Source organism: Plectonema radiosum NIES-515, from assembly GCF_025753815.1.
GTDB lineage: Bacteria > Cyanobacteriota > Cyanobacteriia > Cyanobacteriales > Nostocaceae > Hassallia > Hassallia radiosum_A.
Map to the genome: position 1 here is coordinate 1 of NZ_JAOWRF010000239.1, position 12,482 is coordinate 12,482.

The window sequence follows — 12,482 nt, forward strand, 5'->3', positions numbered from 1 at the left end:
CTCCCCCACTCCTCTACTCTTGCCTAAATAACCCAAGCAAGGGACCGAGAATTATCCCGAAGACAAAACCACCGATGTGTGCCCAGTAAGCTACTCCGCCTGATTCTACACTCATGTTGGCGGCTGCTTGCAGGCTGGCTAGACCAGATATGACATTTTGAACAAAGAAAAGCCCGATGATTATTAGTGCGGGAACTCTGATGGTGGTGACGAAAAATCCTAAGAAAATTAAGGTGACAACTTTTACATGGGCAAAGCGGATGATGTACGCACCTAAAATTCCGGCGATCGCACCACTTGCACCCAAAGATGGAATTTGCGAATTTACCCCCACAAACCACTGGCACATAGCAGCTAAAGCGCCGCACGCCAAATAAAAAATTATATACTTGAAGTGACCCAAGCGGTCTTCAATATTGTTGCCGAAAACCCAGAGATACACCATATTCGAGATTAAATGCCACCAGCCACCGTGTAAAAATTGTGATGTAAATAATGTTGTCCATTCTTGGGCAAAGTTGGTGGTTAACTGTTGTGGTATCACCGCATACGACTGGAAAAATGGCTCTAATGCTTGCCCTGATAGACTGACTTCATGAAGAAAAACTAAGATGTTCATCCCAATCAACCCGTAGGTGATATACGGGGTGATTCGCGTCGGGTTTTCGTCGTAAAGGGGAAACACAGGTGTTTTTCCAAATTATTGATTAATTGCAATATATCCTGTTGGGCTTGCAATTGTTAAAGGGTGCGGAATTTTAGAATAAAGTAGTCAGCGCTTGGGCGCCCAAGCGCTGACTACGAGTAAAGTTTATGCTGATTTACGAGTCGTGAAGCGTAAAGCCCCCGTGTTTCAACCGGGGGATATAAGCGAACAGGATAAATTTATTTATCCGCATCTTACATAATACTGTAAGATAGATTTATGGCAAAACTAGCACTAACGCTTAAACTCCCTTTTTACCGACTGAATCAAATCAAAGCACTTGAGTTTGAACGGATGACCATTGTTAACACTCAAGTTGCTAACGACTTGCTATTAGTCGATAAAAAAGAACGTAAAAAGTTAACTAGCTCTGCTTATCGCCATGTAGAAATTGGTTCAGCGTGGATTAACCAAACAATTCGCAACACAAATGCCAAAACCAAAGTAAAGCATTTTAAGCGGATGTGGTTAGAAGTCAATAATCAAAACTTTGAAGTATCCAAGCAGGGTAAATTCTACTCCGTCGCTTTTAACTTATTAAGAGGACGAAAAGGACGAATTCCTCTTGATGTCCATTCAGCCTCGCATACCGAGACGTTAGATAAGATTATTTCTGGAGAAGCTAAGTTAGGCTCTCTAAAACTCTGCTCATCTAAAAAAGGTGTTTGGTATGCACTGATTAGTGTGTCAATGCAAGTTGCTGAACCACAGTCAGTTAAAGGTTGGATTGGAGTAGATAGAGGACAAAATAATATTGCTGTTGCGGCACTGCCCAAAGGGTTTGGGAAGTTTTGGAAAGGGGCACGAGTTAAGCAGTTGCGAAGACAATTTCAACGCACTCGTTGCCAACTACAAAGCGCCAAGCAACAAAGCCAAGTGAAGCGATTAGAGCAACGTGAAAGACGTATCATGACCCATATTAACCACGTCATTTCAAAACAATTAGTGCAGTTTGCCCTTGACTTTGGAATGGGATTGCGGTTTGAGGATTTGTTTGGTTGCCGAAAGACAATGAGGCAAAATAAAAAGACAAAATCCGATGCTGCAAACAATCGTGATACATGGGCATTTTATCAGCTTGAATTGTTTGCTAGATATAAAGCAATTCGTGCAGGTATACCTGTTGAGTCTGTACCAGCACCATATACCAGTAAATCCGATCATCGCAATGGTGTATTAGGAGTAAGGAATGGAGATTGGTTTAGAGGATATGACGGGTATCGTTGCAATGCTGACTACAATGCTTCTCAAAATATTGGTCAATGGTTAGGTTTTTCATGCCCTCTGAGTCTTCAGAAAGCTCTAGTTGCAATGGCTAGAGTTGATGCAGAGGGTGCGGTCAATGACAGTCCGTTAACTAGTGAAGCGTTTTAGTGGGTGGATTTATCCCCCACTAAGACAACCGCTAGAATCGCCGTCAATTTATTGCGGCGAGTGTCAAAAATCAATATTTAATCAGTTTGATAAAGTGCGATCGCACTCTGATTGAGATGTTGCGTTCTGCTCGTCTCAAAGAGTGCTTTATTTCACTGTTTGTACAAATAATCGTCGTTGGATTTATCGCTAAACAAGCCTAACACAGGACCGAGAATCGCCCCAAACACAAAACCACCTGCGTGTGCCCAGTAAGCAATTCCGCCGTTTTCCATACCGATGTTAGCCGGTGTTTCTAAACTTGCGACTCCGTAGAAAGCTTGCTGGATAAACCAAAATCCCAGAAAGAAATAAGCTGGAACCCTAAATGTAGGGAAGAAAATGCCTAGGGGAACGACGCCGAGAATTTCCGCTTGGGGAAAGCGGAGAATGTATGCACCCAGAACGCCGGCGATCGCTCCACTCGCACCCAAGGAAGGTATATTAGAACTTTGGGAAAAATACCACTGACTTAACCCTGCCAAAACACCGCAAGATATATAGAAAAGCAAATATTTGAAATGCCCTAATTTGTCTTCAATGTTGTTGCCAAAAATCCAGAGAAACAACATATTACCGCCCAAGTGCAACAAACCACCGTGGAGAAATTGGGAAGTAATCAAGGTTGCCCACTCTGGGACTGGTTGATTTAGGGCAATTCCGGCAAAACTGGCAGTTAGTTCTTTTGGTACTACAGCCGCTAAATGTAAAAATCCATTTAATGCTTGGGGAGGAAGACTTGATTCATAAAGAAAAGCAAGGACGTTAGCAGCAATCAGCCCATAAGTGACATAAGGGGTGATTGTTATCGGATTATTATCTCTGATTGGAACCACAAGCGTTTTTACTCATTTTTGAGAAACTAGCCTCACAATACAGAATTTTTTGCCTAGTTTCTTCTAGCCTGTGGGCAGATTTTGTATTTTGTGCGTAGGTGTAATCACAATACGGTTCGGTTAACGTATGTAGAGACGTTGCATTGCAACGTCTCAGAGCGGGTTTTGGGTTCACAAATATTCTTAACCGAACCGTATTGGGTGTAATCAGATGCTTTTTTACTTACTTACAGCAGATTTCACTCCTTAGGAGGTACATTCGTAAAACCCAAAACCCGCTCTGAGACGTTCCGCCGGAACGTCTCTACGTGTATTTAATCACAACGCAATCTGCTGTACTTAAATAAATTTACATTTAGAGTAGACAGCAGCTTGACCACAGTGCTGATTCTGCTCATTTAATAGGTTCCAAAGTATACCGTCTTGGATTTGAAATTGCTTGCCAGTACTGGTGATACGTACACCAGAAAAATTGCTAAAGCCTTTGGTTGCGGCTTCTGCTAACAAGCGATCGCGTTCTTCTTGCACTACTTCTTCAGCCGATTGACGTGAAGGCATTTTGGTAAATTCTGACCAAGAAAGTTCCCATAGTTGCAATGCTTTGCGGTTGCCATAATTAAAAATCGGATCGGCTTCGATGCCGTGAGAAATTAATACAAAAGGTGCTTCAAATAGTGCTTGCGCTATTTCCTTGGGTGTACCGCTGACATCGAGCAAACAACGTCCTGTCCAATGTTTAAAACTATACATTAGGCGTTGGCTGTGGTGAATAATTGCCTCTTGCTGCCAAGGAAATTGCGAAACGCTGGACATAGAAAAGGGAAAGATAGCATCAATATTTTAGTATCTCATTTATAGGTCAATACACTTGGTGTTAAGGAATTGGTGGTAAAAAATGGTATGTCTGTAGAGACGTGACCGTGGAACGTCTCTTGGGGTTCGGGCAACGCATAATAAATTTATACCAGATGTCTACTAATAAACAAATGTTTTTTTCAAATTCTCTGGAAAATAAACTTCAACGCTGGAACGATATCATCCAAAATCAACCAAAAGATCCAAAAGCTTATATTCAAAGAGGCATGGTCAATTTTCAGCTTGCCAAAATTAATGAGTCAATTCAAGATTTCGATATGGCAGAGCAACTTGATGCGCGTTTGAAGCCGTATTTGTGGCAACGTGGGTTATCTTATTATTATGCAGAAAGATTTGCTCTTGGCGCTCAACAATTTGAGATAGACTTGACAGTGAACGCTCAAGATGTAGAAGAAACTGTGTGGCGATATCTCTGCATTGCAAGGCTTGCGGGTGTGGCAGAGGCACGCAATTCTTTATTATTGGTGAAAAATGACCCACGACGGGTAATGCGATGCGTTTACGATTTGTATGCTGGTAATTGTACGCCAGATGATATTTTAAGTGTTGGTGAATTAGAAAGCGAAGCCGGCAAGTTTTACAGTCATCTTTATCTAGGATTGTATTACGAGGCTCAAAATGATTTGGAAATGGCTTTCAAATACATAGTTAAAGCTGCCGATAAATACAAAATTGATGATTATATGTGGCATCTGGCTTCAGTACACAAAGCTTTGCGCGGATGGTAATAGTAATATCTGAAGAATGAAAAATTTGGCGTTGCATATTGTCCCTTGGGATTTGACAAACAACGTCGATAAATTTGACATATTGTAGAGACGTTCCGACGGAACATCTCTAGGATTCATTTTAAAATTATGCAACGCCAAAAATTTAGTGCGCTGTGAGTCTCCTATCCGTACCAATTAAACTAAGACTATCAGCCGGAAAACTTTAAATCTGAAGGTGCTGTAACCATGGTACAACAACTAACACCAGACACCGCCGAGGTCATCTACCCAGAAAGCGACGGACAACCGATGGCAGATAATACTGAACAATTTCAATGGATTGTAAAAATTAAAGAAAATTTAGAAATCTTATTCGCATTACAAGATAATGTGTTTATTGCAGGTAATTTACTTTGGTATGCTGTCCAAGGCGATGTGAAACTTCGACAAGCCCCTGATGCAATGGTGGTGTTTGGCAGACCAAAAGGTAAACGTGGTTCATATAAACAGTGGGAAGAAGATAATATTCCCCCACAGGTGGTATTTGAAATTTTATCACCTGGTAACAAAACTAAAGATATGGCAAATAAACTGCTTTTTTATCAACGCCACGGCGTGGAAGAATATTATATCTACGATCCACAGACTAACGAATTAACTGGGTTGCTGCGATCGCAAGAGAATTTAGAAGTTATTGAAGAGATAAATAATTGGGTTAGTCCGCGTTTAGAAGTGCGTTTTGAACTCACACGGAATACTTTAGAAATCTACCGTCCCGATGGACAAAGATTTCTCACCTCTGTGGAACTAAATCAAATACGAGAACAAGAATATCAACGCGCTGAACAAGAATATCAACGCGCTGAACAGGAACGTCAACGTGCTGAACAGGAACGTCAACGCGCTGAACAAGAATATCAACGCGCTGAACAGGAATGTCAGGAAAAGGAAGCAGCGCAGCTTCAGTTAGAACTAGAACGACAACGTTATCAAGATTTATTAGCGCAACTGCAAGAAAGAGGAATTGATTTATGAAAATATGTGAGTATAAGAGTGCTACCACACTTTATTCAAATTCAACTCAAACCCTGGTAAAACATCTTCACCGGATACAGTTGTAGGAGATTCTAATATTTCTACATCTTTCCCTAAACGATAAATTTCTACTGTTTTATTCTTAGGGTCAAGCAACCAACCTAAACGAACCCCGTTGTTAATATACTCTTGCATCTTTTCTCTCAGTTTTTTGAGGGAATCACTACTAGAACGCAATTCCACCACGAAATCAGGTGCGAGAGGGGAAAATTCTTCTTCTTGTTGAGTCTGGGTTAAAGCCTCCCATTTTTCATTACTAACCCAAGAAGCATCGGGTGAGTAAACTGCACCATTAGGGAATGTAAAACCACTGGAGGAGTCGAAACCGATACCAAGCCCGGTTTTTTCAATCCAGACGGCAAGTTGACCAATTAGGCTAAAATTTTTCTTACCTGTCCAAGGATATGTTGGAGGCATAATTATTATTTCTCCAGTCGCAGTACGTTCTAACTGCAAATTTTGGTTAGCTTGACAAAGTTCATAAAACCCCTCGATACCCAGATTGGGGATAGTCAGTGTGATGGCGTTCATAAGGTTTAAGAGTGAGGTTTTGCCCTTATACTAATTCTATGTAAGGTTGCGCTTTATCGAGGTTGCGATCAAATTGACATCATGTCTGCCTAATTAACATTAGACATCTCCAGAAATTAATTATGCGTTAACCAAAACCCTTGTAGAGACGCTAAATTTCGCGTCTCTACGTTTTTTATGGAGATGTATATTAATAAAAACACTGCAACCGTCGTAAATACGTTCCGTGGTCACGTCTGTAGAATAGACATCGACCGAATTTAATTATGCATTAACCAAAACCCTTGTAGAGACGCTAAATTTCGCGTCTCTACATTCTTTTTCGGAGATGTCTAATAGACATCGATCGCTATGCTTATTATGCGTTACCCGAACCCCAAGAGACGTAGCACAGAATAGTCTCTACATTTTTGCGTTCGTGTCTAATATCTAACGTCCCACCAATTTATCGCGCAAATGCTTAATGCGATCGCGCAATTTCCCCGCTTCTTCAAATTCTAGTTTCTTTGCCGCTTCTTTCATCTGTCCTTCTAGCAAAGTAATCAAATCTGGAATTTGTTCTAGGGGAAGTTCATCCATATGTTGATCAACAGTTTCTAACTCCGTTGCATTCAAGCGTCGCGATACTTCCAAAAATGATAAAATCGCATTAGTCGATTTTTTGATAATCGGTTGCGGTGTAATGTTGTGCAATTTGTTGTATGCTGTTTGAATACCACGCCGTCTGTCAGTTTCGTCAATTGCTTTAATCATGCTTTTTGTGAGATTATCAGCATACATGATCGCTTTGCCGCGAATGTGACGCGCTGCTCTACCTATAGTTTGAATTAGCGATCGCTCTGCACGCAAAAACCCTTCTTTATCTGCGTCCAAAATCACCACCAGGGAAACTTCCGGTAAATCTAAACCTTCCCGCAGCAAGTTTACCCCAACCAACACATCAAATTTACCCTCACGCAAATTCTGAATTATCTGAATTCGGTCAATTGAATTAATCTCAGAATGCAAATATCGCACCCGAATCCCATTATCTTCCAAATACTCAGTTAAATCTTCCGCCATGCGCTTAGTTAATGTGGTAATTAACACCCGCTCTTTGAGGTCAACTCTATCTTTAATTTCTCCCAACAAATCATCAATTTGTCCTTCTGTCGGACGCACATTAATTTCTGGGTCAATTACTCCCGTTGGACGAATTATTTGTTGTGCTATATTATTTTCGGAAATTTCTAATTCCCAATCTCCTGGTGTAGCAGAAACAAAAATACATTGATTCACCTTTTCCCAAAATTCTTCTGCTTTCAAAGGACGGTTATCAGCAGCACTGGGTAAACGAAATCCATGCTCAATTAATACTTTTTTCCTTGCCTGGTCGCCGTTGTACATACCGCGAATTTGTGGTACAGTAACGTGAGATTCATCGATTACTAACAGCCAATCTTTAGGAAAATAATCAATTAAAGATTCTGGAGGTTCTCCAGCTTGTCTGCCGGCTAAATGGCGAGAATAGTTCTCTACACCGTTACAATAACCAACTTCACGCAACATTTCCAAATCATAGCGCGTCCGCTGATCTATCCGTTGTGCTTCTAATAATTTACCCGCTTCTTCTAATTCAAGTTTACGTTCTTTTAATTCTGCTTGAATGTCATCACAAGCTATTTCTAATCTTTCTTCTGGAGTGACAAAGTGACGCGCTGGATAGATATTCACAGCTTGTATACTTTTAATAATTTCCCCTGTCACCGGATCTACGTAACGAATTGCGTCAATTTCATCCCCAAAGAATTCAACGCGAATAATTCTATCTTCGTAAGCGGGACCAATTTCTAAAACATCACCTCGAACGCGAAATTTACCGCGACCCATTTCTATATCGTTGCGGCTATATTGAATTGTTCCTAAATCTCGCAAAATCTGACGTTGATTAACTTCCATACCCACTTGAAAGGGAATGGCAGCTTTGAGATATTCTGAGGGAATTCCCAAACCGTAGATGCAGCTGATGGAAGCAACAACGATGACATCACGACGTTCAAAAAGCGATCGCGTCGCTGAGTGACGCAACATGTCAATTTCATCGTTAATCGAAGCTGTCTTTTCTATATACGTGTCGCTGACGGGAATATAAGCTTCTGGCTGATAGTAGTCGTAGTAGCTGACGAAGTACTCGACTGCATTATGGGGAAAGAATTCCCGCAACTCGTTACAAAGTTGTGCGGCAAGGGTTTTATTATGCGCTAATACAAGTGTGGGTTTCCCGACTTTCTGAATTACTGATGCGACTGTGAATGTCTTGCCTGTTCCCGTCGCTCCCAGTAAAGTTTGATAATGGTTGTTAGCTTCGATACTGGTGGTAAGTTCGGCGATCGCTTGTGGTTGATCTCCTGTCGGCACAAACGGTGCTTGAAGACAAAATTCTGTCATACAAATGTACTATAAATACCCTATCTCATGGTAGCGAATGCGCTCTGTTTTACCCTGAGTACTAACCGAACGTCATGACAACGCTTTTCCGCTTCTTTTTAGTATGTATCTTTTGAATAAATATATATCCATAGCAACTTTTTTAAGGTTAGACTCTAAATATTAAGGAAGAATTTATTTTTCCCCTAACTATTGTAAAATTTACTTAACAATCGAGGGTGGGTTAGGTCATGAGCGTTAGCAGTACTGATAGAACAATCAGTCAAGGGCAAAAGCCTGCCAATTTAAAGGGAGACACGACAGTGGAAATTGAAAATAACCAGGATAATAGCTTGAATATAGATACACCAGGGCAAGATGATAAGCAAGTGTTGCTAGAGTCACCAAATGTAGAAGTTCATGAGACACTAGCTATTTCTAGTGTACGTCCAATCAGCGCCAGTCATTTACAAGTTGCCCATACAATAAATTCTTCCGGAATTCGTCCAATTGGTGCGAATACAATGCAAGTCGTTGAAAGTATTTACGAGTCTGGGATTCGTCCAATCGCTTCAAGTGGACTAGTAATTTCGCAAACTTACTCCGTAATGGGGAATCGTCCAGTCGCATCAAATATGATTGACGATGCAGATACGATGATGGGTTTTCTGGATTAAACAAAAATAATAATTACAATATCAACCCGGTTTTTATGCATAATCGGGTTTTTTTATTAAATAGCTAATAGACATCTCCATAAAAGACGTAACAGACGTAGCACATGCAACGTCTGTTGGGGTTCGGGCAACCCATAATTAATTATGCGTTATCCACATCCTCTAGAGACGATTCTGTGCTGTGTATCTACATTCTTTTCGACTTTCGCGTGTGTAATAGTTAATAATTATGAACTGACTCCTACTCAGATTACCGACTTCACAAGAGTTGTCGGGGATATTTTTTTTAGCTATTTGCTTTATTAGTACTTTAGTTCTTGTTGATTTTATTATCTCCCTCTTTAAGCATAGACAACTAATATATCTTGTGGCGGAAGGCTACAGGAACAACATTAAGTTAATTTGTAATAGTCAGAAAAAACAATTTCAAAGTTAGTAACAAGCTTTGAAATAAAAACTATCTAAATAAGGAAAAGAAAAATGAGCATAGAAGATCGCGCTAAAGCAGCTGCTAAAAACATCGAAGGTAAAGCTCAAGAAGCTCTAGGAAATGTTACCGGCGATCCAGAAGATAAAGCAAAAGGCAAAGCAAAGCAAGCCGAAAGCGAACTACGTCACGGTGTTGAAGACGTAAAAGATAACGTCAAAAAAGCAATTGACTAAGTAGAATGCATTTTGCTTTATGTCTGTAAGGTAATTGGGGTGCATCCCTTGGCTGAAAACATGCCTGACAAGCGTAAATCCCGACACTCTTTTTATCCCCCTTGAATGGGGGATAAAGGTGCAGAGGATAAATGTGCAGATTAAATTCAAAAATTAAGGGATGTTGACTACCAAGAGCGATTTTCATATATATAGATTATTGTAGAGACGTTTAGGCGAAACGTCTCAGCGGCAGGAATGCAATTTATTAATGTGAAAATTGCTGTAATTAATAGACCTGCAAAATAATAACAGTTAAAGAATAACAAATATAGCAATCCTAAACGAATCGTCAATATAGTGTTGTTGCTATACATGCCAAATTGGTTTAAAAAACCTTGAATGGGATTACTATCTTTTGTCTGAGTGCAAATCTAATTTTTTGGAGGATAGATAAATGATTCTGATTCAGCGGGGTCGCAGAATCTTGACTGCTTTCGTGTTGATTTTAGTTCTGACAATAAGTACTGCTTGCAGTAGCGGTAATGTAGCACAACTTGACCGCACAACTAATCCACCAGCAATTGGTGCAACTACAGCTTACGCAGAACTAGAGCGAGGAAATACCCCCACAGGACAAACCTTTGCTGACTGGGTTGTGCAATCATCGAAGGGATTAATTCGTGATGCTTATGTGCGTGACAATAACAAACTAGGCATTGTTATTTCTCCTCAAGTTCGTCCTAACGAAGTGCGAGACTTGGCAAAATCTTTAGCGCAAGGTTTCCGGAAGAATTTCCCCAATCAAGACTTAACAGTTTTGATATATGCACCCGATAAGCAATTGATTTTGACGACGAAGTATGATGTTCAGACCAATAAAATTGAGTATAACGCGTAATTACTCGATATTGGTTTGAGGTAATTGGTAATAATTTTTGGGATTACTAATTACGAAAGATAAGCAACTTAAATATCTGTTAATTAGTTGCTATTGAAAAATTGATGCAGAAAGTTATTAGCTTTTAGTTAACGGAGGTAAGTAAAGTGTCAAGTAGCGAACAGTACAAGCGTCAAATAATGAACGACTTGGCTCAAGGGAATGTAGAATCATTGGATGATGCTCCAGTTGACCCATCAAAGCAATATCAAAGCTTCGATGATTTTGCCCAACGGACAACCACAGATGAACGTCGTCAGATGTTTGGTAAATCTTTGCAGAGCGATCGCATTCCAACCAGCCAAATGGAACCGGAATTGCAGAAAGCGATCGCTCAAATCAAACCCAACGAACGGGATGATGTAGCACGCTCGTTTTTCAAACACTTCAAGCACATAGGATTGGATGAGCGTCATTTAGAGCAACAGATTGGACTTTCCACTCACCATTCCAATCACATGAGTGCTGATGATGTCAGCAAACTGGCTTCCTTCGCATATCACAACCATCCGGACATATTCCGCGAAGTCCTAGCCGAGCAACCAGGTATTCTCAAGTTTATCAGCAACCCCGTCGTCGCAGCCGTTTTGGGAATCGCAGCTGCTAAATGGCTGGGTGGTCATCATAAATAATAGCTGATACCGTTTTCGTTTTACTTTCAGGTTGATACAAATAGACCGCACTCTTGTCGTTTTTCCAGGGGAAAAGAGAATGATTTGTATCACACATGAGGGTGAAATGGTATGAATCTTGAGTTGTGTGTGGGTTCTGATTATATAAGGTGGGTTATAATAACCCACCTTTATTTTTTTCGGAGAGTGAAAATGATGTTAGCTGGCAATAGTTTGGGAATTATAGGTAGCGATCGCTTCCCAATTCATGACATCTTCTAACAAAGCTTGATAACCTTGTGTATTCGGGTGAAGTCCATCTTTACTTAGACCTTTGCGTCTCCAATTTTCACTGCGTCCCATCCAACGCTCAAAAATATCAAGATAGGGAATCCGTCTTTGACTGCAAGCGATGCGAGTAGCTTCTTTGTAGCGATACTGATCGGCGTGATTATAATATAAACAATCCAAAAATGGCATCTTGGCTTCATCCACTGGCACCATCCCCACAAATAACACGGGACACAGTTGCTGTGCTTGTTCCAGCAAAGAAGCAATTTCTGACTCAAATACGGCAAAATCTGTATAGTTGCGTCCATCAGGACGTGCCAACCGTGCTGAATCATTCACTCCGACTGAGAGAATAATTAAATCGGGGACGCGGTTTCGTAATTCTCCCCGATGGCGGAATTCAATTTCTAGTCTTTGTGCTATCTGTTGAGTGCGATCGCCTCGTACTCCCAAATTATAAACAATATGACCCGCACTATCCGGCGACATCCACCACCGTCGCAATCGTTCAACCCACCCCCCCCCTTCTGGATCGCCAAATCCGTAAACTAAGCTATCTCCTAGTGCGACAATCTTTAAAGGCTGACATTGAGTTGGTCTAGACAGTTGCATTGAAGAAGAAGCTACAAATGTGTGCATTTAAAAAGAATGTATTTTATATCTTTTAAAGATTCTATACATTTCTACACCATTTATGGGTAACTAATTTTGCTTCCCTTAGGGCAATTTGGGGAGGGCGAAAGGGGAA

13 protein-coding genes are annotated in these 12,482 nt (G+C 40.7%); 7 read left to right on the forward strand and 6 right to left on the reverse strand.

Annotated elements, in window-relative coordinates; all coding sequences use genetic code 11:
• Positions 1 to 13: 13 nt before the first annotated feature.
• Positions 14 to 685 (reverse strand): rhomboid family intramembrane serine protease, encoded by a 672-nt coding sequence (locus OGM63_RS16460; protein ID WP_263746674.1) that lies wholly within the window; start codon positions 683 to 685, stop codon positions 14 to 16.
• A 240-nt stretch (positions 686 to 925) separates the two neighbouring features.
• On the opposite strand from OGM63_RS16460, the gene OGM63_RS16465 reads away from it, so the two are divergent.
• Positions 926 to 2,080 (forward strand): RNA-guided endonuclease TnpB family protein, encoded by a 1,155-nt coding sequence (locus OGM63_RS16465; protein WP_263746675.1) that lies wholly within the window; start codon positions 926 to 928, stop codon positions 2,078 to 2,080.
• A gap of 152 nt (positions 2,081 to 2,232) precedes the next feature.
• Here the strand turns inward: OGM63_RS16465 and OGM63_RS16470 are convergent, their stop codons facing one another.
• A complete protein-coding gene (locus tag OGM63_RS16470) occupies positions 2,233 to 2,955 on the reverse strand; it encodes a rhomboid family intramembrane serine protease (RefSeq protein WP_263746676.1) in 723 nt (240 codons plus the stop codon).
• Positions 2,956 to 3,294: 339 nt separating this feature from the next.
• On the reverse strand, positions 3,295 to 3,768 hold the full coding sequence (locus OGM63_RS16475; protein ID WP_263746677.1) for an MEKHLA domain-containing protein: 474 nt from the start codon (positions 3,766 to 3,768) through the stop codon (positions 3,295 to 3,297).
• A 155-nt stretch (positions 3,769 to 3,923) separates the two neighbouring features.
• On the opposite strand from OGM63_RS16475, the gene OGM63_RS16480 reads away from it, so the two are divergent.
• Positions 3,924 to 4,559 (forward strand): tetratricopeptide repeat protein, encoded by a 636-nt coding sequence (locus OGM63_RS16480; RefSeq protein WP_263746678.1) that lies wholly within the window; start codon positions 3,924 to 3,926, stop codon positions 4,557 to 4,559.
• A 228-nt stretch (positions 4,560 to 4,787) separates the two neighbouring features.
• Positions 4,788 to 5,576, forward strand: coding sequence for a Uma2 family endonuclease (locus OGM63_RS16485; RefSeq protein WP_263746679.1), 789 nt, complete (start codon positions 4,788 to 4,790; stop codon positions 5,574 to 5,576).
• A 21-nt stretch (positions 5,577 to 5,597) separates the two neighbouring features.
• Here OGM63_RS16485 and OGM63_RS16490 read toward each other — a convergent pair whose 3' ends face one another.
• The gene (locus OGM63_RS16490) at positions 5,598 to 6,167 is read right to left on the reverse strand and encodes a Uma2 family endonuclease (protein WP_263746680.1); all 570 of its coding nucleotides are present in this window, start codon (positions 6,165 to 6,167) and stop codon (positions 5,598 to 5,600) included.
• Positions 6,168 to 6,596: 429 nt separating this feature from the next.
• Complete coding sequence (gene uvrB, locus OGM63_RS16495) at positions 6,597 to 8,594, reverse strand: excinuclease ABC subunit UvrB (RefSeq protein ID WP_263746681.1); 1,998 nt, start codon at positions 8,592 to 8,594, stop codon at positions 6,597 to 6,599.
• A gap of 230 nt (positions 8,595 to 8,824) precedes the next feature.
• Here uvrB and OGM63_RS16500 point away from each other — a divergent pair, with 230 nt between their 5' ends.
• The 4 genes from OGM63_RS16500 (at position 8,825) to OGM63_RS16515 (ending at position 11,464) form a co-directional block, all read left to right on the forward strand.
• Entirely contained in the window at positions 8,825 to 9,250 is a 426-nt protein-coding gene (locus OGM63_RS16500) for a hypothetical protein (RefSeq protein ID WP_263746682.1), read from the forward strand.
• 480 nt (positions 9,251 to 9,730) lie between these two features.
• Complete coding sequence (locus OGM63_RS16505) at positions 9,731 to 9,913, forward strand: CsbD family protein (RefSeq protein WP_263746683.1); 183 nt, start codon at positions 9,731 to 9,733, stop codon at positions 9,911 to 9,913.
• Positions 9,914 to 10,349: 436 nt separating this feature from the next.
• Positions 10,350 to 10,793, forward strand: a complete 444-nt coding sequence (locus tag OGM63_RS16510; protein WP_263746684.1) for a hypothetical protein — start codon at positions 10,350 to 10,352, stop codon at positions 10,791 to 10,793.
• A 146-nt stretch (positions 10,794 to 10,939) separates the two neighbouring features.
• The gene (locus OGM63_RS16515) at positions 10,940 to 11,464 is read left to right on the forward strand and encodes a hypothetical protein (RefSeq protein WP_263746685.1); all 525 of its coding nucleotides are present in this window, start codon (positions 10,940 to 10,942) and stop codon (positions 11,462 to 11,464) included.
• A 198-nt stretch (positions 11,465 to 11,662) separates the two neighbouring features.
• Here the strand turns inward: OGM63_RS16515 and OGM63_RS16520 are convergent, their stop codons facing one another.
• Complete coding sequence (locus OGM63_RS16520) at positions 11,663 to 12,373, reverse strand: GDSL-type esterase/lipase family protein (RefSeq protein WP_263746686.1); 711 nt, start codon at positions 12,371 to 12,373, stop codon at positions 11,663 to 11,665.
• Positions 12,374 to 12,482 lie beyond the last annotated feature (109 nt).